General features: G+C 75.9%; 21 protein-coding genes. 11 read left to right on the top strand and 10 right to left on the bottom strand.

What is annotated here, in order from left to right:
• Window positions 1–52: 52 nt before the first annotated feature.
• From MTO91_RS06975 to MTO91_RS06960, 4 genes are all read left to right on the top strand, one after another.
• Window positions 53–1,222, top strand: a complete 1,170-nt coding sequence (locus MTO91_RS06975; protein ID WP_476654087.1) for a geranylgeranyl reductase family protein — start codon at window positions 53–55, stop codon at window positions 1,220–1,222.
• A gap of 52 nt (window positions 1,223–1,274) precedes the next feature.
• Window positions 1,275–1,814, top strand: a complete 540-nt coding sequence (idi, locus tag MTO91_RS06970; RefSeq protein WP_062400875.1) for an isopentenyl-diphosphate Delta-isomerase — start codon at window positions 1,275–1,277, stop codon at window positions 1,812–1,814.
• A 24-nt stretch (window positions 1,815–1,838) separates the two neighbouring features.
• The gene (locus MTO91_RS06965; protein WP_476654086.1) at window positions 1,839–2,834 is read left to right on the top strand and encodes a small ribosomal subunit Rsm22 family protein; all 996 of its coding nucleotides are present in this window, start codon (window positions 1,839–1,841) and stop codon (window positions 2,832–2,834) included.
• A gap of 164 nt (window positions 2,835–2,998) precedes the next feature.
• A complete protein-coding gene (locus tag MTO91_RS06960; RefSeq protein WP_476654085.1) occupies window positions 2,999–3,571 on the top strand; it encodes a hypothetical protein in 573 nt (190 codons plus the stop codon).
• A 120-nt stretch (window positions 3,572–3,691) separates the two neighbouring features.
• On the opposite strand, the gene MTO91_RS06955 is transcribed toward MTO91_RS06960, so the two are convergent.
• A complete protein-coding gene (locus tag MTO91_RS06955) occupies window positions 3,692–4,693 on the bottom strand; it encodes a CobW family GTP-binding protein (RefSeq protein ID WP_346104257.1) in 1,002 nt (333 codons plus the stop codon).
• A gap of 98 nt (window positions 4,694–4,791) precedes the next feature.
• Here MTO91_RS06955 and MTO91_RS06950 point away from each other — a divergent pair, with 98 nt between their 5' ends.
• On the top strand, window positions 4,792–5,781 hold the full coding sequence (locus MTO91_RS06950) for a carbohydrate kinase family protein (protein ID WP_253069424.1): 990 nt from the start codon (window positions 4,792–4,794) through the stop codon (window positions 5,779–5,781).
• A gap of 3 nt (window positions 5,782–5,784) precedes the next feature.
• Here MTO91_RS06950 and MTO91_RS06945 read toward each other — a convergent pair whose 3' ends face one another.
• The gene (locus tag MTO91_RS06945) at window positions 5,785–6,867 is read right to left on the bottom strand and encodes a glycoside hydrolase family 16 protein (protein ID WP_476654084.1); all 1,083 of its coding nucleotides are present in this window, start codon (window positions 6,865–6,867) and stop codon (window positions 5,785–5,787) included.
• Window positions 6,868–7,282: 415 nt separating this feature from the next.
• Here MTO91_RS06945 and MTO91_RS06940 point away from each other — a divergent pair, with 415 nt between their 5' ends.
• Window positions 7,283–7,684 (top strand): cupin domain-containing protein, encoded by a 402-nt coding sequence (locus tag MTO91_RS06940; protein WP_253069184.1) that lies wholly within the window; start codon window positions 7,283–7,285, stop codon window positions 7,682–7,684.
• A gap of 115 nt (window positions 7,685–7,799) precedes the next feature.
• Here the strand turns inward: MTO91_RS06940 and MTO91_RS06935 are convergent, their stop codons facing one another.
• The 4 genes from MTO91_RS06935 to MTO91_RS06920 are packed head-to-tail and all read right to left on the bottom strand — an operon-like array spanning window position 7,800 to window position 12,973.
• Window positions 7,800–8,834: a PHP domain-containing protein gene (locus tag MTO91_RS06935; RefSeq protein WP_476654083.1), complete on the bottom strand. Its 1,035-nt coding sequence runs from the start codon at window positions 8,832–8,834 to the stop codon at window positions 7,800–7,802.
• Window positions 8,835–8,844: 10 nt separating this feature from the next.
• Window positions 8,845–10,431, bottom strand: coding sequence for a CYTH and CHAD domain-containing protein (locus MTO91_RS06930; protein WP_476654082.1), 1,587 nt, complete (start codon window positions 10,429–10,431; stop codon window positions 8,845–8,847).
• A gap of 60 nt (window positions 10,432–10,491) precedes the next feature.
• Window positions 10,492–11,979: an FAD-binding oxidoreductase gene (locus MTO91_RS06925; RefSeq protein ID WP_476654081.1), complete on the bottom strand. Its 1,488-nt coding sequence runs from the start codon at window positions 11,977–11,979 to the stop codon at window positions 10,492–10,494.
• A 40-nt stretch (window positions 11,980–12,019) separates the two neighbouring features.
• Window positions 12,020–12,973, bottom strand: a complete 954-nt coding sequence (locus MTO91_RS06920) for an NAD(P)/FAD-dependent oxidoreductase (protein WP_476654080.1) — start codon at window positions 12,971–12,973, stop codon at window positions 12,020–12,022.
• Between the two features lie 73 nt (window positions 12,974–13,046).
• Here MTO91_RS06920 and MTO91_RS06915 point away from each other — a divergent pair, with 73 nt between their 5' ends.
• Window positions 13,047–13,658 carry an MSMEG_1061 family FMN-dependent PPOX-type flavoprotein gene (locus MTO91_RS06915; RefSeq protein WP_251786877.1) on the top strand — a complete coding sequence of 204 codons (612 nt, stop codon included), beginning with the start codon at window positions 13,047–13,049 and terminating at the stop codon, window positions 13,656–13,658.
• On the opposite strand, the gene MTO91_RS06910 is transcribed toward MTO91_RS06915, so the two are convergent.
• Window positions 13,645–14,616, bottom strand: a complete 972-nt coding sequence (locus tag MTO91_RS06910; protein WP_476654079.1) for an o-succinylbenzoate synthase — start codon at window positions 14,614–14,616, stop codon at window positions 13,645–13,647. The two genes, MTO91_RS06915 and MTO91_RS06910, sit on opposite strands and share 14 nt — an antisense overlap.
• Window positions 14,617–14,666: 50 nt before the next feature.
• On the opposite strand from MTO91_RS06910, the gene MTO91_RS06905 reads away from it, so the two are divergent.
• Genes MTO91_RS06905 through MTO91_RS06890 form a run of 4 tightly spaced genes read left to right on the top strand, consistent with a single transcriptional unit; the run spans window position 14,667 to window position 18,360 of the window.
• Window positions 14,667–15,272, top strand: coding sequence for a TetR/AcrR family transcriptional regulator (locus MTO91_RS06905; RefSeq protein WP_224403274.1), 606 nt, complete (start codon window positions 14,667–14,669; stop codon window positions 15,270–15,272).
• A 26-nt stretch (window positions 15,273–15,298) separates the two neighbouring features.
• The gene (locus MTO91_RS06900) at window positions 15,299–16,060 is read left to right on the top strand and encodes a siderophore-interacting protein (protein ID WP_476654078.1); all 762 of its coding nucleotides are present in this window, start codon (window positions 15,299–15,301) and stop codon (window positions 16,058–16,060) included.
• Window positions 16,061–16,112: 52 nt separating this feature from the next.
• Window positions 16,113–16,853 (top strand): response regulator transcription factor, encoded by a 741-nt coding sequence (locus MTO91_RS06895; protein WP_476654077.1) that lies wholly within the window; start codon window positions 16,113–16,115, stop codon window positions 16,851–16,853.
• A gap of 4 nt (window positions 16,854–16,857) precedes the next feature.
• On the top strand, window positions 16,858–18,360 hold the full coding sequence (locus MTO91_RS06890; protein WP_476654076.1) for a sensor histidine kinase: 1,503 nt from the start codon (window positions 16,858–16,860) through the stop codon (window positions 18,358–18,360).
• On the opposite strand, the gene MTO91_RS06885 is transcribed toward MTO91_RS06890, so the two are convergent.
• From MTO91_RS06885 to MTO91_RS06875, 3 genes are all read right to left on the bottom strand, one after another.
• On the bottom strand, window positions 18,349–19,143 hold the full coding sequence (locus MTO91_RS06885; protein WP_476654075.1) for a MerR family transcriptional regulator: 795 nt from the start codon (window positions 19,141–19,143) through the stop codon (window positions 18,349–18,351). The genes MTO91_RS06890 and MTO91_RS06885 overlap by 12 nt on opposite strands.
• 348 nt (window positions 19,144–19,491) lie before the next feature.
• Window positions 19,492–20,031 carry a spermidine N1-acetyltransferase gene (gene speG, locus MTO91_RS06880; RefSeq protein ID WP_226355640.1) on the bottom strand — a complete coding sequence of 180 codons (540 nt, stop codon included), beginning with the start codon at window positions 20,029–20,031 and terminating at the stop codon, window positions 19,492–19,494.
• 62 nt (window positions 20,032–20,093) lie between these two features.
• On the bottom strand, window positions 20,094–20,351 hold the full coding sequence (locus MTO91_RS06875; protein WP_405418788.1) for a hypothetical protein: 258 nt from the start codon (window positions 20,349–20,351) through the stop codon (window positions 20,094–20,096).
• Window positions 20,352–20,406 lie beyond the last annotated feature (55 nt).

Genomic DNA, 20,406 nt, shown 5'->3' with positions numbered 1-20,406 from the left:
GCGGGCGGTGGCGAGCCGTTTCCGCCCGGGCGCGGAGGGGGACAATGGCGCCATGTCCACCTACGACGTCGTCGTGGTCGGGGCCGGTCCCGCCGGCTGCGCCGCGGCACTCAACGTGCTGCGGCTGCGACCGTCGGCGTCGGTGCTCCTGCTCGACGCCGCGGCCTTCCCCCGCGACAAGACCTGCGGCGACGGCGTCGCGGCCGAGGTGTTCGACCTGCTCGACGAGCTGGGTGCCACCGGGGTCCGGGCCCTCGGCGTCGCGGCACCGCGGCTGCGCCTGCGCACCCCCCAGGGCCGGGTCGTGCACCGCACCGCACCCCGGCCGAACCGGGTGGTCACGCGGCTGGAGCTGGACGCGGCGCTGGTCGACGCGGCCGTCGCCGCCGGGGCGCAGCTGCGCCGCCACCGGGTCCGCACCGTCGTCCCGCACGGCGACCGGGTGCTGCTCGACGACGACGTCGTCGCGAGGATCGTGATCGGCGCCGACGGGGCCCACTCGGTGGTCCGCCGCGCGCTCGGCGCGCCGGGCGTGCCGCCGTCGTCGACGGCGGTGGCGATCCGCGGGTACACCCCGGTCGCCGCCGAACCGGGGACGCTGTCGATCGAGTACGCCGGCGGCGCCGTCCCGGCCTACGCCTGGTCGTTCCCGATCGCGGGCGGCGGCGCGAACGTCGGCTACGGCGTGTTCGACGAGCGCGGCGCCGGGAACCGGGCGTCGCTGCTGGAGCGGCTCGCCGCGCTGCTGCCCGGCCAGGAACCGGACCCGTCGACGCTGCGCGCGCACCACCTGCCGCTGTCCACCGCGCCCCGGTTCCAGCCCGACGGCCGGGTGCTGCTGGCCGGCGACGCCGCGGCGAAGGTGAACCCGCTGACCGGCGAGGGGATCTTCGACGCCGTCGCCTCCGGGATCCTCGCCGGGCGCAGCGCGCTGCGCGGCGACGACGCGGGCGCCGCCCACCGCGCCGCCATGGAGCGGACCTTCGCCCGCCACCACCGCCACGTCGGGACGCTCGCCCGGCTGGCCGCGCGTCCCGCGTTCCTCGACGCCGCGATCGGCGCCGCCGCCCGGAGCAGGCGGGTGTTCGACTGCGCGGTCGAGCTGGGGCTGGCGCGGGGCACGGTCTCCCCCGCCGCACTCGCGGTCGTCGCCGCGCACCTGCCGGGTGCCGCGCTCGGCGGCGCGGTCCGGCGCCGCGCAGCCGCCCGCCCCGGGGTGTGAGCCGGTACCGGCCGACGGGCCGCGGCCGCCGGGCTCCGGTAGACAGGACGGCATGGAACAGGTCGTGCTGCTGGACGACGACGGCAACCCGGTCGGCGTCGCGGACAAGGCCACCGTGCACGGTGCGAGCACCCCGCGGCACCTGGCGTTCTCCTGCTACGGCGTCGACGACGCCGGCCGGCTGCTGGTGACCCGGCGCGCCCGCACCAAGACCGCCTTCCCGCTGGTCTGGACCAACACCTGCTGCGGGCACCCCGCCCCCGGCGAGGACATGGCCGACGCGGTGCACCGCAGGCTGGCCGACGAGCTGGGCATCCGCGCGACCGAGCTGCGGATGGTGTTACCGGACTTCAGCTACCGCGCGTCGCAGGACGGGATCGAGGAGAACGAGCTCTGCCCGGTGTTCGTCGCCCGGATCAGCGGCGAGCCCGAGCCGCGCCCCGACGAGGTCGAGGACGTGGCCTGGTGGAGCTGGTCGCGCTTCCGCGCCGCCGCCGACGACCCGGCCTCCGGGCTGTCGCCGTGGGCGCGGATGCAGGCCCCGCTGCTCGACGTGCTGGCCGACCCGCTGCTGGTCGGCGCCCGGGGCTGAGCCCGGGACTGGTGGAATGGGCGGGTGGTCCCCGACCTGTCCCCCGACCTGTCCGGCGCACTCGGCGCCGCCCTCGACGACGCGCTCGACCGGGTCCCCGCCGCGCGGCTCGCGCCGGTGGTCGACCGGCTGATCCGCGACTACCGCAGCGGCACCGTGCCCACCGCGCCGATCCTGCGCACCGACGACGACGCGGCGGCCTACGCCGCCTACCGGATGCCCGCGACGCACGCGGCGGTCGTCGACGTGCTGGAGCGGGCCGCCGCGCGGGTGCCGGAGCCGGTGTCGCTGCTCGACCTCGGCGGGGGGACCGGTGCCGCGGTGTGGGCCGCGGCGCAGGTGTGGCCGTCGCTGGAGCGGGCCACGGTGCTGGAGGCCGCGGCGCCGGCCCGGGCGCTGGGGCGCAGGCTCGCGGGCGGGGCTCCGTCGGCGTTGCTGCGCGGCGCCCGCTGGGAGGCCGCGGTGCTCGGCACCGCCCCGGCGCTGCCGGACACCGACCTACTGACCGCCTGCTACCTGCTCGGGGAGCTGCCGGTGCCGGTGCGCGACGCCGTCGTCGACGCCGCCGCCCGGGCCGCGCGGGTGGTCGTGCTCGTCGAGCCGGGGACGCCGGCCGGGCACGCGCGCATCCTCGACGCCCGTGCCCGGCTGCTCGCCGCGGGCCTGACCGTCGCCGCGCCCTGCCCACACGACGGCGCCTGCCCGGTGACCGGTGACGACTGGTGCCACTTCGCCGTGCGCGTCGGGCGCAGCTCGCGCCACCGGGTGCTGAAGGCCGGCTCGCTGGGCCACGAGGACGAGAAGTTCTCCTACGTCGTCGCCGTGCGTGACGACGACGGCACCGTCGGACGGGCCCCGGGCCGGGTGGTCCGGCACCCGCACACACGCAAGGGACTGGTGACGCTGCGTGTCTGCGAGGCGGACGGGACGCTGCGGGACACCCCCGTCCCGCGCAGTCGCAGGGAGCTGTTCCGGCACGCCCGTGACACCGCGTGGGGCGACGCCTGGCCACCCGGGTGAGCCGTCCGGGTTGCTCGCAAGCGGGGGAGGCGAACATCACAGACCGGACGCGCCGAGGAACGTTGTGAATCTGTAACACCGACCGGCATCGTGGGCGACTGACCGGGCGAGACGGCCATCAGGTGGGCCGCGAGCAGCAGCATTCTCACAGATCGAGCACGACCATGAACGACTTCGTCACCGGCGCCCCCGCCGACCGCCTGCCCACCCTCGTCCGCACCCGTACCGGATACCGCGTGTACGACCCGGCTCTGATCACCGGCACCGACTACGTCGTCGACGACGCGGGCGACCTCGTCTACACGAAGCTCCCGGCCGGTGCGATGACCGGCACCGCCGTCGTCGCCGCCGCCGTGGTGGCGCTCACCGTGGGTGAGAACAGCTGGTCCTGGTCGGCGCTGGCGTTCCTCGCCTGCCTGCCCGTCGCGCTCGGGCTGGCGATCGGGGTGCTCTCGATCATCCACGCGGTCACCGACCCGGTCCGGGCCTACCGCGCCCGCACCGGGCACACCCGTTTCGCCCGCGACATCGCCGCGACCGACCCCGCCTCCTGGCAACTCTGCGCACGCGCCGAGCGGCTCGCGGCGACGCCGTCGTGGCAGGCAGGACGGATCGACCCGACCCGCACCCTCGGTGTCCTGCTGTGGACCGCCGTGGCCGGTGGGGAGGCGTGGGCCGCCGACGCGCTGACCCAGCTGGCCGAGCCGGCGACGGGCCCGGACCTCACCTCGGTCTGATCTCGGGTCCAACCGCCCCCACCCGCCGCTCGAGCCCCGCGTCATGTCCCCAGGGTCACCCTCGTAGCGCTCTACGCCCCGAAAGTGACACTGGGAGCAACAGCAGCAGGGGAAGACGGGTCAGACGGCGTAGCGGGCGACGGGGAGGAGGGCGTCGACGTCGCGACGGTCGGAGTCGGTCGCGACGCAGGCGCGCAGCGCGCGTTCCAACGCGGCCTCGTCCAGCCCGGTCCCGATCAGGACCAGGGTGGTGCGGCGGGGCTCGTCGGGGTCCCACCGGCTCCGGCGGAACCGTACGTACCGGCCGACGGTGTGCAGGTCCCAGCGTTCCCGGTCCGGGGCGGCGGCGAAGCGCACCGAGCCCTTGATCCGGTACAGCCCGGACGGCCGGGCGTCGAGGAGGTCCTGCAGGCGGGCGGCGTCGAGCGGCTCGTCGCACAGGAACGTCAGGCTCTGGTAGCCGGCGTGCAGGTGGTGGGAGTGCGGCTCGTCGACGCGCTCGCCCAGCATCAGCTGGCGGCCCGGCACGATCTCGATGTCGAACAGCAGCGCCGGGTCCACCGCGCCGTCGCGGACCGGGACGATCGGGGCCCGCGGGTTCGCCTCGCGGCACAGCCGCCGGACCCGCCACAGCGGCCCCGGCCCCACCCGGTCGATCTTGTTCAGGACCACGAGGTCGGCCATGCCGACGTGCTTGTCGAGCTGGGGGTGGCGGCGCCGCGAGTCCTCGAACTCCGCGGCGTCGACGACCTCGACGAGCCCGCCGAAGCTCAGGTGCTGGCCCAGCGCGTCGAGCACGAGCTGGACCAGCGTGCCGGGCTCGGCGATGCCGCTGGCCTCGATGACGACGACGTCGATCTCGTCGCGGCGGCGGGTCAGCTTCTCCAGCACCGAGGAGACGCCGCCCTCACCGACCTCGCAGCACAGGCAGCCGTTGCCGAGCCCGACGACGTCGCCGGCCTGACCGGCCACGCGCATCGCGTCGATGCCGACCGACCCGAAGTCGTTGACGACCACGCCGATCCGCGCGTCCCCGCCCGCGGCGAGGAGGTGGTTCAGCAGTGTCGTCTTGCCGGCTCCGAGGAATCCGGCCAGCACCACGACCGGGATCTTCCGGGGCATCCGTCATGCCTACCACGTGCGTGTCGACGCACCGTGACGTGGTCGTGACCCGTCACGGACCTGTCCGGGGACCCCGATCGGACCACTACAGTGCGGCCATGCCCGACACAGCTGCCGGACGCCCGCCACGCGGAGTGATCGCCGTCGCCGGAGAAGCCCTCGTCGACATCGTCCCCGCCCCCGCGCAGGGGTACTGGGAGCTCGCGCCCGGCGGCAGCCCCGCGAACGTCGCGGTCGGGCTGTCCCGCCTCGACGTGCCGGCCCGGATGCTGGCCCGGCTCGCCGACGACCTGCTCGGGCGCAAGCTGCGCGACCATCTCGCGGACAACGGCGTCGACCTGTCGCACTCGGTCGAGGCGGACGAGCCGTCGTCGCTGGCGATCGTGGAGCTGGCCGCCGACGGGCAGGCGTCCTACGACTTCCGGATCGCGGGCACCGCGGACTGGCAGTGGACCGACGACGAGCTCGCCGGTGCCCTCGACGACGGCCCGGCCGGCCCGGTCGTCGCCGTCCACTCCGGATCGCTGGCGCTGACCACCGCGCCCGGTCACGACGCGCTGCGCGAGCTGCTCGCCTCCGCTGTGGACACCGCGACGGTGAGCTACGACCCGAACTTCCGGCCGCTGCTGATGGGGACGCCGGAGGAGATCCTGCCCGGCGTGCACGAGCTGCTCGGCGTGGCCGACGTGGTGAAGGTCAGTGAGGAGGACCTGGGCTGGCTGCACCCGGGCCGCGAGCCCGGCGACGTCGTCGGCGAGTGGCTCGAGCTCGGTCCGGCGGTCGTCGTGGTCACCCTCGGGGCGAACGGGGTGCTGGCCGGGACGTCGTCGGGGCTGCACCTGGTGCTGCCCGGCCGCACCGTCGAGGTCGTCGACACCGTCGGTGCCGGGGACAGCTTCTCCGCGGCGCTGCTCGCCGGGCTGCACCGGCGCGGGCTGCTCGGCGCGACCGCCCGCGACGACCTCTACCGCATCGACCGGCCGACGCTGGAGGCCGTGCTGACCGAGGCCGTCGCGGCGTCGGCGATCACCTGCTCGCGGCACGGCGCGAACCCGCCCACCCGCGCGGAGCTCGACGCCGCGGTCTGAGCCTCAGCGGTGCTCACGGGCGAGCATCGCGGTCTGCGCCTGCTGCTCGGGCTCCGACAGCTCGCGCGGCTTCCGGTCGGGGAAGTCGCGGGGCTGCCCGGTCGCGGCCGAGCCGGGCGGCAGGCTCAGCGTGGCCACGGTGCTCTGCGGCAGCGCCCACTGCCGGGCCCAGTCCATGTGCATCGCGGTGGGGCCGCCGGCGTTGCCGAAGTAGTCCAGCTGCATGGTCATGTTCATCGGGCGCGGCGGGAACTGGTCGGTGTCGGTGTTGGAGTACCACTCCTTCCCGTTCACGTACGCGGTGATCTTCTCCGGGGTCCATTCCAGCGCGTAGGCCGACCACTGCGTCGAGTCGTGCTTCACCGACCCGTAGTCCTGGTCGTTGCCCGGACCGTAGTGGAGGAAGAAGCTGGTCTTCTGGCGGGAGTCGTCCATGATCTCCATCCAGTCGACCTCGCCGCCGACCGGGAAGTCCTCGGCCACCGGCCAGAGCAGCAGCAGCGCGTTGATCCCGCCCCGGCCCTCGTCCGACTTCACGCAGGCCTCCCACCGGCCGTAGCGCTGGCCGGGGTGCCAGCTGACGGCGCCGGTGTTGCCGTCGGCGTCGGCGGAGATGGTCATCGCCCCGTCGGCGACGGTGACCGCCTCCGGGGTGCGGGTGCCCTTCTTGTTGTGGCCGGGCTCGGGGCCGTAGGGGTGCCAGTCCGGCGGGACCGTGGTGCCGTCGAAGTCGGACTCGCGGGCGGGCGCGCCCCAGCCGAGCTCCTGCGCCGCGGTCTCGGTGCAGTGCGACGACGCCGGGGGTGCGGCGGGGTCGGCCGGGGTCTTCACCGTCCCGCCGGCCGGGTCGCCTCCCGGGGTCGCGGTGCCCGCGGCCGGGCCGGTCGGGTCTCCGCCGGCCGGGGCGGGCGCGGCCGCGCCGCTGTCGTCCCGCGGGGGCACCGGGTCGTCGGCGACGGTCCGGGTCACGGCGGCCGCCGGAGCCGCGGGTGCCGCCGACGCCGCCGACGCACCGGCCGTCGTGACCGCCGACAGCGCGAGCGTCGCGGCGAGCACCGCCACCGTCGTCCTGGTCCTGGTCCGCACCGTGGATCACTCCCGTCACTCGGTCACCTGCGGTCCCATCTCACGTGCGGTGGGTGAGGAGCACCAGTCGAACCACCCGTCCGGGGAGCGCGCGGACGAGTGGAATGCGCTCGCCCGTGAACGGAAAGTGACTCTCCTGCGGACACCGGTGACGACGGGTGACCGTCCCGGTGCGCGGCCGCGGGTGCGGCACCCCGTCGCGGCGCGGGGCGCCCCGCGCGCGGGGTGCCGGGCGCGGTGGCGGGTCGCCGCACCCCACGGACGAAGGTGCCGCACCCCGGCGGGGGCTCCCGCACCCGCCGCGACGGGTGCGGCGACCGCACCAGGGGTGCGACGCGCCCCGGGGCCGATGCCCCGGGGCGCCCCGGGGTGGGGACCGGGGACGGACCGCGCGTCCGCCTGCCACAGTGGCGGCGTGGCTCGCCCCGACCTCGCCGTCGCGCTGGACCTCGCCCCGCACCCGGAGGGTGGCTGGTACCGGCGGACCTGGACCTCACCGGTCGTCGTCGCGACCCCGTACGGTCCACGCCCCTCGGCGACGGCGATCCTCTACCTCTTCGACGCCCCCGGCCGGTGGCACCGCGTCCGGTCCACCGAGCTGTGGTGCCGGCACTCGGGTCCCGAGGCGGACCTGGTCCTCGGTGGTGACGGACCGGACCCCGTCCCCGGCGCCCGGTTGCGGCTCGGGCCGGCCGGCCCGCAGCAGGAGGTCCCGCCCGGGGTGTGGCAGCGGGCGGAGCCGGCGGGGCCGGGGGCGGTCCTGGTCAGCTGCGTCGTCTCACCCGGCTTCGACGTCGCCGACTTCGAGCTGCGCTGACCCGGGCGCCCGGGAGCCCGCCGGCGCAGTAAGGTCGGCGGCGCGGCCCTCACCGGCGCAGCGGCTGCAGGGCAGCGCGCAGCGCGGCACGGGGGCAGCACGGGGACGCAGCGGGTCAGCGGCGCAGCAGGCCCGCGAGGTCGCGGGTGTTGCGGATCCGCTCCGGGGCCACCCCGCAGGCGACGGCGCGGGCGCAGCCGTGGTCGAGCCAGTCGAGCTGCCCGGGGGCGTGCGCGTCGGTGTCGATCGTGAACTCGCACCCGGCCTCGACGGCCAGGCGCAGCAGCCGCTTGGGCGGGTCGAGGCGCTCGGGCCGGGCGTTGATCTCCACGGCGACGCCGTGTTCCGCGCAGGCGGCGAAGACGGCGTCGGCGTCGAACTCGGACTCGGGGCGCGTGCGGCGGCCGGTGACCATCCGGCCCGTGCAGTGCCCGAGCACGTCGACGTGCGGGTTCGCGACGGCGGTGAGCATCCGCTCGGTCATCTCGTCGCGGGGCATCCGCAGCTTCGAGTGCACGCTGGCCACCACCACGTCGAGCGAGGCGAGCAGGTCCTCGGACTGGTCGAGGGCGCCGTCGTCGAGGATGTCCACCTCGATGCCGGTGAGCACCCGGAAGTCCGACCCGGACGCGGTGATCCGCTCGTTGAGCTGCGCGATCTGCTCGACCTGGCGGCGCAGCCGGTCCGCGGACAGCCCGTTCGCGACGGTCAGGCGCGGTGAGTGGTCGGTGACGACGAGGTAGTCGTGGCCCAGCCCGATCGCGGTCTCGGCCATCTCGGCGAGCGGGGAGCCGCCGTCGGAGGCGTCGGTGTGGCTGTGGCAGTCCCCGCGCAGGCCCTCGCGCAGCCGCAGCGCCGCCTCGGCCAGGGGCACCCCGGTGGCGTCGGCGCGGGCGACGGCGTCCTCCAGCCGTCGCAGGTAGACCGGTTCCTTCCCGGCGACGGACTCCCCCACGCAGCGCGCGGTCACCTCGCCGACGCCCTTCAGGTCCGTGAGGCCGCCCGAGGCGTGCAGCCGGGCCAGCTCCTCGGCGTCGCGACCGCGCAGCGCGGCGGCCGCGGTCCGGAACGCGCGCACCCGGTAGGTCGACTCCTGGGCGCGTTCGAGGAGGAACGCGATCCGGCGGAGGTCGGCGACGGCGTCTCTCACCCCGCGCAGGCTAGCGGCGCATCCACCGGCGGGCGCGTCGCGTCCACGCCGTCTCCCACACCGTGGGCAGCCTGCGCTCCAGGTCGAGCATCGTCGCGGTGTCCCGGCCGTGCAGCACACCGAAGGTGAACCCGTTGTCCCGCTCGGCGCCGGCGCGGGCCCCGAGGGTCCGCAGGGTCTCCCGGGAGACGACGGCGTCCTGGTGCTCGCCGAGCACGTCGGAGACCTTCTTGAGCCGCTTCGCGAACGCCCGCGCGTCCTTCCCGACGCTGGGCCGGGCGACCTCGGTGGCGTAGCGGAGCTGCTTGCCGGTCTTGCGGGCGTCGTGCAGCGAGTCGGGGGCGACCTGACCGGCGTCGAGGTCGGCCAGCGCGCGTTCCATCCGCCGCTCCAGCTTGCGGGCCGTGCGGCCCACCATCGCGGGGAGGACGGTGATCGCGGGCTTGCGGGCCCGGCGCGACAGCGGCGGGTCGGCGAGCAGCCGGCGCAGCGCGCCCTGCAGCGCGGCGTAGCGCTCCCCGTCGACGACGTCGAGCACCGCCGCCCCGGTCTCGGCGCGGGTGCGGGCGAAGTGCCGGGTGACGGCGGCCCGCACGGGTCCCAGCAGCAGCTCCGGCTCCAGTGCGGTCAGCCGGGCGTTCAGGCGCTCCTCCTGGACCTCGGCGTCGCGCTCACCGGCCAGCGCCCGGCCCAGCCAGCGCAGCTCGGCGACCACGTGCGCGGCCCGCGGGCCCTCCAGGAGCCCCGCGTAGGTGCGCAGCGCGCTGCGCATCCGGCGGGCGGCGATGCGCATCTGGTGCACCGCGTCCGGGCGGTCGGCGCGCAGGTCCTGCTCGCGCGCGGCGAGCGCGTCGACCTGGTCCCCGAGGTAACGCAGCAGCAGCGCACCGGCGCTGCCCCTGCGCCCGGTCCGCCGCGGCGGGTCGACGGGCGCCGCCTCGGCCAGCAGCGCGGTCAGCCGGGCGTACCCGCCGCGCGGGGCACGGACGAGGCCGGTGGTGCGCAGGGCGTCGTCGAGCTGCTGCAGCAGGGCGGTCCCGGCCGTCCCCGGTTCGACGACGGCCTCGGTCCAGCTCTCGACGGTCGCGGACCCGCCCAGCGTCGCGACGTCGACCTGCTCGCGGGTCAGGGTGGCCAGGTCGCGCCCGGCGTCGTCGCGCATCCTGCTGACGGTGCGGGTGACGTGCACCCGGCCCACCGGCACCAGCGGCGCGTCGCCGCGGACCCGGCGGACGAGCGCGTCGATGCCGTCGGGGACCGACCGGTCGGCGACGCCCTCGACCTCGCTGCCGGACAGCGGGACGCGCAGGTCGTCGTCGGGGCCGGCGTCGGGCAGCCGCAGCACCCAGGCCGAGCCGGGCGCCACCACCGAGGCCCGGTCGGGCACCACGTGCTCGATGAGGAGCTCGATGCCCGCGGAGAACAGCCGAAGGTCGGCGGTGTCGAGGCGTTCGACCTCGCGGACCTCGGCCGCCACCACCGGCACCACCTCGTGCACGCCGTCCACGCCGGACAGCCGCGGCGCGCCGGTGTGCGCCGGACCCCGGTAGGTCAGGGCGAGCGCGGACGGGACCAGGGCCGGGTCGGTCGTACTCATCCTCCGGGGTTCCCCGGCGCGGGGACGATCACGCGCGGCCATCCGGGCGATACGGCCGGTTCAGACGGCCTTGCCCGGGTTCAGGATGCCGTCCGGGTCCAGGGCCGCCTTCACCGCCCGCTGCAGGGCGAGCACCTCCGGGCCGAGCTCGCGCTCCATCCCGTCGCGCTTGAGCAGGCCGACGCCGTGCTCGCCGGTGACCGTCCCGCCCAGCTCGACGGCCGCGCCGATGATCTCGTCGAACGCGGCGCGGGTGCGGTCCCGGGCGTCCGGGTCGTCGTGCGGGGTGAGCATCAGCGGGTGCAGGTTCCCGTCGCCGGCGTGCGCGACGGTCGCGATCCGGACCCCGCGGCGACGGCCGATGTCCTCGATCCTGGCGAGCATCTCGGCCATCCGCGGCCGGGGGACGCAGACGTCCTCGGTCAGCATCCCCATCCCGAGCTGCTCCAGCGCCGGGTAGGCCATCCGGCGGGCGGCGAACAGCGCCTCGGACTCGGTCTCGTCGGTCGAGGCCATCGCCTCGGTCGCCCCGTGCGCGGTGAACGCTGCCAGGATCGCCTCGGCCTCGGCCTGTGCGGCGGGCTCGGGCAGGTCGGTCTGGGCGATGAGCAGCGCCGCGGCACCGGTCGGCAGGCCCGCGTTGCGCCACGCGTTGACCGCGGCCAGGCACTCCCGGTCGACCAGCTCGAACACCGCGGGCTGCAGCCCCTGCTCGGTGACGGCGGCGACCGCGGCCCCGCAGTCGGCGAGGGAGTCGAAGAACCCGACGACGGTGCGCGGCGCGGCCGGGCGGGCCGGGCGCAGCTTCACGGTGATCTCGGTGATGATCCCGAGCGTCCCCTCCGAGCCGACCATCAGCCCGGCGAGGTCGTAGCCGACGACGCCCTTCGCGGTGCGCCGCCCGACCCGCACGACCTCACCGGTGGCGGTGACGACCTCGAGGGCGAGCACGTAGTCGCGGGTGACGCCGTACTTGACGCAGCACAGCCCGCCCGCGTTGGTCGCGACGTTGCCGCCGATCGTCGACCAGGGCGCCGACGCCGGGTCCGGCGGGTACCAGAGGCCCTGCTCCGCGCAGGCGGCCCGCAGGTCGTCGTTGACCACCCCCGGTTCGACGACGGCGAGCCTCTCCCCCGCCGAGATCTCGCGGATCGCGGTCATCCGTTCCAGGCCGACCACGACACAGCCGTCGACTGCGTTCGCCCCGCCGGACAGCCCGGTGCCCGCTCCCCGCGCGACGACCGGGACCCGGTGGGCCGCACAGGCCCGCACGGTCGCGGCGACGTCGGCGGTGGTTCGTGCCCGCACCACGCAGAGCGGCGTTCCGTACTCGGCCCACTCGGCCTCGTCGTGGACGTAGGGGCGCACGACGTCGGGGTCGGTGAGGACCCGGTCGGCGTCGAGGGCGGCGGCCAGCTCGGCGAGCACCGCGCGCCCGGCGGCGTCCGGGCCGGAGGCGTCCAGCTCCGCGGGCGCGGTGGACCCGCCGAACGGCCGCCCCTCCGGTTCGACGACGACGGGGGCGGCAGCGGTGGCGCGGTCGGGCATGACCACGACGGTAGGTCGCCGACGCCGACGCGGCCAGGGATCAGCGACCCAGGCGTCCCGCGAGCTCCCCGGCCAGCTCCAGCCCGGACAGCCAGGCCGTCTGCACCCGGGACCGGCCCCAGCCGTCCCCGGCCAGGGCGACGCCGTCGTCGTCGAGGTGGAAGGTCTGCTCCCGCGTGCCGGCGGGGGCGGCGAAGCGCCAGCGGTGCACGTGCGTCCAGTCCGGCTCCGCGGTGATGCCCAGCAGCTCCCGGACGGCGGCGGTCATCGCGGGCACCGCGCCGGCGGGGTCGGCGTCGTGGGCGCGGGCGAGGTCGCCGGTGGAGTGCGCGACGAGCACCGGGGCGTCGTCGCCGCGGCGGTCGCCGTCGTCGGCGACGAGGGACAGGACGGGGTGGTCGTTGACGAACGCCGCGGGCAGCCGCGGCCAGTCCCGCGCGGCGAACCCGGCGGTCAGGGCGAGCACCGGGTTCCACTCCCGCCCGGCGACCGCGGCGCCCGCGGGGGTGTCCGGGTCGAGCAGCCGGGCGGCCTGCGGGTCGGGCATCGCCAGCACGACGGCGTCGGCGCGCTCGCCGTCGACGGTCGGGCCGTCCGGGCCGGAGCGGACCCGCTCGACGGTGCGGCCGGTGCGGACGTCGAGGTCACGGGCGGTGTCGGTGACCAGCGACCGCAGCCCGGCCGGCGCCGCTAACCGCAGCGGGCCCGGGTTGTCCGCGCCCCGGCCGGTGCCGTCGAACACCGCGAGGGTGTCGGTCCACCCGCGGACCAGGCCGTCGTCGCGCCAGCGGCGGACGCGGGCGTCGAACCGGTCGTCGGAGACGGTGAAGTAGGCGGCACCGATGTCGGCGGGACGGCCGTCGTGCCGGTGCACCGCGAGCCGTCCCCCGGCTCCGCGGGCCCGCTCGTACACCGTCACGTCCACGCCGCGGGCGGCCAGCTCCGCGGCGCAGGTCACCCCGGCGATGCCGGCCCCGATCACGATCACACCCACACCGGGACCCTAGGCGGGGGTCGCCCCGGCAGCACGTCCACGGTTAGGGTGACCTAACAACGAGGGGGATGCGATGGAACACGTGACCGACGAGGCCAGGCTCCGGGAGATCATCGGCGAGGTGCCCGCGTTCATCCGGGACAAGGCGCGCGACCGGGTCGACCCGGTGACCGCGGAGTTCCTGGCCGCGGCGCCGTTCTTCCTGCTGGCGACGACCGGGCCGGACGGCGTCGACGTCTCGCCCCGGGGCGACCCGGCGGGCTGTCTGCTGGTCCTCGACGAGCACACGATCGCCTTCGCCGACCGCAAGGGGAACCGCAGGCTCGACTCGATGCGCAACATCCTGCACGACCCCCGGGTCGGGATGATCGTCGTCGTGCCGGGGTCGAACGACACCGTGCGGATCAACGGGCGGGCCCGGATCGTGTACCGGCCGGACTTCGCCGACCGGCTCACCGTGAAGGGCTCGACGCCCGAGGTGGCGATCGTCGTCGAGATCGACGAGCTGTTCCTGCACTGCGCGAAGGCGTTCCTGCGCTCGGCGCTGTGGGACACGGCGACCTGGCCGGGCACCGGCGCGGTGCCCAGCGCCGGGAAGCTGGTGAAGGGCCAGTACCGGGTGCCCGGTCCGGCGCGGGCGATCGACGCGGCGCTGCGCCGCGACGGGCGGGTCAACCAGTACTGACCCGGCCGGCGCCGGTGGCCGCGTCGAGCAGGGCGGCGACGCGGTCGTACCGGTCGCGCCACCAGGCGGCGCGGTCCGGGGCGGCGGCGACCGCGGCCCGGTGCACCGGCTCGGGCGCGACCCGCGGCACGGGCAGGAAGCCCTCCTGCGGGGCGAGCGGCTCGGCGACGACGTCGGCGGCCAGCAGCGAGACCGTCCCGAGCCCGCAGGCGTGGTGCAGCTCCGGCAGCGCCCCGGCCAGCGCGAGTCCGGCGGCGAGCCCGACGCTCGACTCCACCGCCGAGGACACGACGACCGGCAGCCCGACCTCCTCGGCGATCCGCAGGGACCGGCGCACCCCGCCCAGCGGCGACACCTTCAGCACGACGACGTCGGCCGCCCCGGCCCGCACCACCCGCATCGGGTCCTCGGCGCGACGGATCGACTCGTCGGCGGCGATCGGCACGTCCACCTTCCGGCGGACGGCGGCGAGGTCCTCAACCTCCCAGCAGGGCTGCTCGACGTACTCCAGTCCCCCGGCGGCCCGGTCCAGCTCGCCGATCGCGGCGACGGCCGTGTCGACGTCCCAGGCGGCGTTGGCGTCCACCCGCACCAGCCCGGTGGGGCCGAGCGCGTCGCGGACGGCGGCGACGCGCTCGACGTCCCCGGACAACGGGGCACCGGCGTCGGCGACCTTGACCTTCGCGGTGGTGCAGCCGGAGGCGCGCACGATCCGCTGCGCGTGCTCGGGGCCGACGGCGGGCACGGTGCAGTTGACCGGCACGCGGTCGCGCACCGGCTCCGGCCAGCCCACCTCGGCCGCCTCGCGGGCCGCGGCGAGCCACGCGACGGCCTCGCGGTCGTCGTACTCGGGGAAGGGGCAGAACTCCCCCCAGCCTGCCGGGCCGGGCAGCAGGAGGCCCTCGCGCACGGTGATCCCGCGGAATCGGGTGGTCATCGGCAGGGAGTAGACGTCCATTCCCGCTCGCTTCCTACCGCCAGTAACTTACTGCGGGTAAAGTCTCCGACGTGACCGCGCAGACCGTACCCGGCCCCCGCCGCCGCGTGCCCAGGGCGGAGCGGGAGCGTCAGATCGTCGACGCGGCCGTCGCCGTCTTCGGCGAGCGGGGCTACGCCGAGGTCTCGATGGAGCAGGTCGCGGAGCGGGTCGGGGTCACCAAGCCGGTGCTCTACACCCACTTCGGCTCCAAGGAGGGCCTGCTGCTGGCCGCGATCGCGCGGGCCCGGTCCGAGCTGCTCGACGTCGTCGCACAGGCGGCGGGGGCCGCGGAGTCGCCGGAGGCGATGCTGCGGGGCGGGACGCTGGCCTTCTTCCGCTACCTCGACCGGCGGGCGCCCGCCTGGCAGCTGTTCTGCTCCGAGGCCGGGGTCACCGACACCGCGCTGGAGGAGATCCGCGCCCAGCAGACCGACTTCACCGCCGCCCTGCTGGCCGCGCAGGTCCCCGGCACCGAACCGGCCCGGCTGACCGGCTGGGCGCAGGTGATCGTCGGGGCCTGCGAGCGGCTCGCCGTCTGGCGCGGCCAGGACGAGTCGGTCACCGCCGAGCAGGCCACCGAGTACCTGATGGACCTGGTCTGGACCGGCCTGGCGGGCCTCGGCCACCGGGCCTGAGCGCGCATCCGGGACAATTCCCGGCCATGAGCACGACCGCACCACGCCTGCTGCAGGTGGCCCGCACCGAGCGGGTCACCCCCGGCATGGTCCGGGTGACCCTGACCGGCGAGGAGCTGGCCGGGTTCCCCGGGCACGGCCCGGACCGCCGGATCAAGATGTTCTTCCCGGTCGAGGGCCAGCAACGGCCCGCCGTCCCGCGCGCCTCGACCGGCGGACCGGTGTGGCCCGCCGGGGAGGCCCGCCCGGCGATCCGCACCTACACGGTGCGCCGCTTCGCCCCCGACACCGGCGGCCACGGTGAGCTCGACGTCGACTTCGTCGTGCACGCCGGGCACGGCCCGGCCGCCGCCTGGGCCGTGTCGGCCGCCCCCGGGGACTGGGTCGGGGTGTCCGAGCCCGGCGGGCGCTGGGAGCCGGACCCGGCCGCCGCGCACCACCTCGTGATCGGCGACGAGTCCGCGCTGCCCGCCATCGCGACCGTCTGCGAGACCCTCGCCGAGGCCGCCCCCGGGGTGCCGGTCCGGGTCGTCGCCGAGGTCGCCGACGCCGGCGAGGAGCAGACCCTGCCCGGCGACGCCGCCGTCACCTGGGTGCACCGGGGCGACGCCCCGGCGGGTGAGCCGCTGGTCGCGGCGGTGCGGGCCGCGCAGCTGCCGGGCGGGCACGGCCAGGCGTGGCTGTCCGGGGAGTCCGCCGCGGTCAAGGAGCTGCGCGCGCACCTGCTCGGCGAGCGGGGGTTCGACCGGCGCGCCGTCTACGCCACGGGGTACTGGCGCGCCCGGTGAACCGACAGCAGGCGCACAGCCGTCGCACAGGTTCGTGCGGTGTGCTCCTAGCATGACCGAGGTGATGGACCGGGACGCCGACCCGCTGCGCCGCGCCGACGGCGGCCCGATCCGGGTGCTCGTGGTGGACGACGAGTCGACGCTGTCGGACCTGCTGTCGATGGCCCTGCGCTACGAGGGCTGGGAGGTCCGCGCCGCCGCCGACGGCATGTCCGCGGTGCGCCACGCCCGCGAGTTCCGCCCGGACGCGATCGTGCTGGACGTGATGCTGCCCGACGTCGACGGCTTCGAGGTGCTGCGCCGGGTCCGCGCCGACACCCCCGAGGTGCCGGTGCTGTTCCTGACCGCGCGCGACGCCGTCGAGGACCGGGTCGCGGGCCTCACCGCGGGCGGCGACGACTACGTCACCAAGCCGTTCTCGCTGGAGGAGCTGGTCGCGCGGCTGCGCGGGCTGCTGCGCCGCGCCGGGATGGCCGCCGCCCACCGCTCCTCGGAGCTGGTCGTCGGCGACCTGGTGCTCGACGAGGACGCGCACGAGGTGTCGCGCGCCGGCGACCCGGTGGAGCTGACCGCGACCGAGTTCGAGCTGCTGCGCTACCTCATGCGCAATCCCCGCCGGGTGCTGTCGAAGGCCCAGATCCTCGACCGGGTGTGGAACTACGACTTCGGCGGCCAGTCCAACGTGGTCGAGCTCTACGTCTCCTACCTGCGCAAGAAGATCGACGCCGGGCGCCGGCCGATGATCCACACGGTGCGCGGCGCCGGCTACGTGCTGCGTCCCGCGGCGGAGTGACCCGGTGGTCGTCACCCGCGTCTCCGGCCGGGTCCGCTCGCTGCGGGCCCGGCTGGTCGTCACGGTGCTGCTGCTGTTCACGGTGGCGTGCGTGGCGATCGGCGTCGCGACGACGCTCTCCCTCGACCGCTACCTGTCCACCCGGCAGGACCACGAGCTGTCGTTCTCCCTGGAGGGCTTCGTCGCCCAGCAGACCGGGCGCGCCCCCGGGCGGCTGACCCAGGACGAGGGCGACGGGACCGGCGCCCCGTCCGGGGACGGCGGCCGGCGCCCCGGCCCGCCCGACGGGGTGTTCCTCGGTCCCGGCCCGAGCGCGAACGCGATCGGCGCGGTGTTCGACGACGGCCGTGTCGTCGTGGCCCGGCTCGCCCAGCGCGGCGGCACCAGCACCGCGGTGTCCGGCGACGACCTCGGCGCGCTCCGATCGGTGCCCGCCGACACCGCACCGCACGACGTCACCCTGTCCCTGGGCGACTACCGGGCGGTCGGCTGGACCGAGGGGACGACGACCTACCTGATCGCGCAGCCGGACAACGCCGGTGCCACCGTGACCAGGCTCGTCGTCACCGAGCTCGTCGTGCTGGGCGGGGCGGTGGTGCTCGCGGGCATCGCGGCGGCCGTGCTGGTGCGCCGTGAGCTGCGCCCGCTCGAACGCGTCGCCGGCGTCGCCGCGCAGGTCGGGGACCTGCCGCTGGACCGGGGCGAGGTCCACCTCGCCGCCCGCGTCCCCGACCCCGACCCGCGCACCGAGGTCGGCCAGGTCGGCACCGCGCTCAACCACATGCTCGACAACGTCGAGGGCGCGCTCGCCGCCCGCCAGGAGTCCGAGACCCGGCTGCGGCGCTTCGTCGCCGACGCCAGCCACGAGCTGCGCACCCCGCTAACGGCGATCCGCGGCTACGCCGAGCTGTCGCGCCGCGAGCGCGACCCGGTCCCGGAGCGGACCACGCACGCACTGGCCCGGATCAGCTCGCAGGCCGAACGCATGTCCACCCTGGTCGAGGACCTGCTGCTGCTCGCCCGGCTCGACGCGGGCCGCCCGCTGGAGCGCGCCGAGGTGGACCTCACCCGGCTGGTCCTCGACGCCGTCGGGGACGCCCACGTGGCGGGCCGCGACTACCGCTGGTTCCCGCACCTGCCCGACGAGCCGGTCACGGTCACCGGTGACGCCCACCGGCTCGCCCAGGTGGTCACCAACCTGCTCGCGAACGCCCGCACCCACACCCCGCCCGGCACGACGGTCACCGTCTCCCTCGACCGGCCCGTCCCCGGCCGGGTCCGGTTGCGGGTCGCCGACGACGGCCCCGGCATCGCCCCGGACGTGCTGCCGCGGGTGTTCGAGCGGTTCGCCCGCGGTGCGGAGGGACGCACCCGCGCCGGGAACGACACCCCCAGCACCGGGCTGGGCCTGGCGATCGTGGCCGCGGTCGTCGCCGCCCACGACGGGACGGTCGGGGTCGACAGCGACCCCGGCCGGACGGTGTTCACCGTCGACCTACCGGTCTGAGTACGGCTCCGCGGCCCCGGGGTCGACGGGCGGGTCGGCCGGGGCGAGGTCGGTGGACAGCCGGCGGATGAAGTCGTCCATCGCCTGCTGCATCGTCTGGCGGAAGGCGCCGAGCAGCGACTGGGTGGCGACCGGCTGCAGGGCCTCGACCGCCGTGCGCAGGTCCGCGACGCCGCTGCGGGGCAGCCCGGCCGCGACGTGCGCCGCCCAGACCTGCTCCCGGAACAGCTCGACGAAGATCTCGGCGATCTCACGGGTGCGGGTCAGCAGCTCGTCGCCGACCTGCTGCACCGCCTCCGGGGCCAGACCGAGGGCGACGGCGTGCGCCTCGGAGCGGACCATCGACGGGTTGAGCACACGCAGCCGCCCCGGGCCGGTGCGCTCGATCATCCCGGAGGCGACCAGCTGCCCGACGAACTCCGGGGACGTCCGGGCGCCGGCCCACTCGGCCAGGTCCTCCTCGGCGAGCTCGACCGGCTCCTCCGGCTGCCACGGGGCGAGCATGCCGCGGTAGAGGCGCAACGCCTCCTCGGCGCTGCCGGAGGGAGTCTGGTTGATCAGCACGCCGATCGCGGCGAGCGAGAACCCGCGCCGCTGCAGGCCGGCGATCAGCTCCAGCCGGGCCAGGTGGACAGGGCCGTACCAGGCGGTGCGCCCGCGCATCTCCCCCGGCTGCAGCAGCCCGCGGGACAGGTGGGCGCGCACGTTGCGGACGGTCATGCCGGCACGCGCGGCGAGCGTGTCGATCGGGAACTCGTCCCCGGCCGTCGGCGTTCCGGACATCGGGGCGGATCCTACCCGGGGCAACCGGGCGCGCACGGCGACGACGGGCGGGCCGCAACCACCCGTGACCCGCGGCGACGACGGTCGCGGGCGCTCACCCGACGATCAACGATGTCACCGGTTGTCCGATCCGCACCGCGACATCGAGCAGACCCCGACCCACACCCGGTTCTTGCTGGTCATGGGCGCAGCGTAGCGGAACGTTGACACGACTACGTGGCGGGATAGTACTGTTCATGGGTGTCGTCGTCATCACGGTCGACGCGCCCGACCCCGGTCGCATGCCCGCGACCGGTGCACGCCGGGCCGGCCGACGGGTCCCCCTCCCTGCCGGCCGGCCCGGTCCGGTCAGCGCGGTCCGTCGACGGTGCGCCCGAGGTGCTCACGCTGCAGCACCGCCATCCGGTACGCGTCGTGGTAGCGGCCGCTGGCGAAGTACTCCTCGCGCAGCTCGCCCTCGACGACGAAACCGGTGCGTTCGTAGGCGCGTACGGCACGGGCGTTGTCGACGTCGACGACGAGGTACACCTTGTGCAGGTTCAGCACGCCGAAGGCGTAGTCGAGGGCCGCGGCGGTGGCGCGGGCGGCCAGACCCCGGCCCTGGAAGGCGGGGGCGACGATGATCTGGAACTCCGCGTTGCGGTGGATGTAGTCGATCTCCACCAGCTCGACCAGGCCGGCGCGCTCGCCCGCGCAGTCGATGATGAACCGCCGCTCGCGGTTGTCGTGCACGTGCCGGGCGAAGATCTCCTGCAGCTCGACGAGCGACTCGTAGGGCTCCTCGAACCAGTACGACATGATCCCGGAGTCGTTCGACAGCCCGTGGACGAACGGCAGGTCCTCGCGCTCGAGGGCGCGCAGCCGCATCTCGGGGGTGGGCGTACTCATGGGGCCTCCGCGGTCGGCGGACCCGGTGCCCGCCGACCCGGGAACCTACGAGGCCGGGGCGTTCAGCGCCCGGCGCGGGCCCGCTGCGGCATGCAGGACGGACAGTCGCGCCACGGCAGGGCGCGCGCGTCGGCGGGCCGGGCCGCACCGCAGCGGCAGACGCCGGCGAGGCCGCCGAACCCGGGCATCGACTTGGTCGGACGTCCCGCGCGGACCAGGGTGCGGCCGGAAGCGGACGTGCGTGTGGGCAGGTAGAGGCGCATCAGGATCCCCGACGGTGTGTGGTGGAGTTCGGCGACCTGTGGGTCACCGAGGGACACATCGTCTTCACCCTACGAAACATGACGGACATGCTCAGTGACCTCTGACACAGAT

This window comes from Pseudonocardia sp. 2-7 (assembly GCF_056341085.1).
The sequence above is the reverse complement of the archived record's forward strand: the minus strand, read 5'-3'. Positions and strand labels throughout refer to the sequence as shown.

Bases quoted from the DNA above. Each gene is read 5' to 3' on its own strand.
- MTO91_RS06955 (WP_346104257.1), bottom strand. From the start codon at position 4,693: ATGCCCCGGAAGATCCCGGTCGTGGTGCTGGCCGGATTCCTCGGAGCC.
- MTO91_RS06915 (WP_251786877.1), top strand. From the start codon at position 13,047: ATGGAACACGTGACCGACGAGGCCAGGCTCCGGGAGATCATCGGCGAG.
- MTO91_RS06885 (WP_476654075.1), bottom strand. From the start codon at position 19,143: ATGTCCGGAACGCCGACGGCCGGGGACGAGTTCCCGATCGACACGCTC.
- MTO91_RS06930 (WP_476654082.1), bottom strand. From the start codon at position 10,431: ATGAGTACGACCGACCCGGCCCTGGTCCCGTCCGCGCTCGCCCTGACC.
- MTO91_RS06910 (WP_476654079.1), bottom strand. From the start codon at position 14,616: ATGGACGTCTACTCCCTGCCGATGACCACCCGATTCCGCGGGATCACC.
- speG (WP_226355640.1), bottom strand. From the start codon at position 20,031: ATGAGTACGCCCACCCCCGAGATGCGGCTGCGCGCCCTCGAGCGCGAG.
- MTO91_RS06975 (WP_476654087.1), top strand. From the start codon at position 53: ATGTCCACCTACGACGTCGTCGTGGTCGGGGCCGGTCCCGCCGGCTGC.
- MTO91_RS06925 (WP_476654081.1), bottom strand. From the start codon at position 11,979: ATGCCCGACCGCGCCACCGCTGCCGCCCCCGTCGTCGTCGAACCGGAG.
- MTO91_RS06950 (WP_253069424.1), top strand. From the start codon at position 4,792: ATGCCCGACACAGCTGCCGGACGCCCGCCACGCGGAGTGATCGCCGTC.
- idi (WP_062400875.1), top strand. From the start codon at position 1,275: ATGGAACAGGTCGTGCTGCTGGACGACGACGGCAACCCGGTCGGCGTC.
- MTO91_RS06895 (WP_476654077.1), top strand. From the start codon at position 16,113: ATGACCGAGGTGATGGACCGGGACGCCGACCCGCTGCGCCGCGCCGAC.
- MTO91_RS06900 (WP_476654078.1), top strand. From the start codon at position 15,299: ATGAGCACGACCGCACCACGCCTGCTGCAGGTGGCCCGCACCGAGCGG.
- MTO91_RS06960 (WP_476654085.1), top strand. From the start codon at position 2,999: ATGAACGACTTCGTCACCGGCGCCCCCGCCGACCGCCTGCCCACCCTC.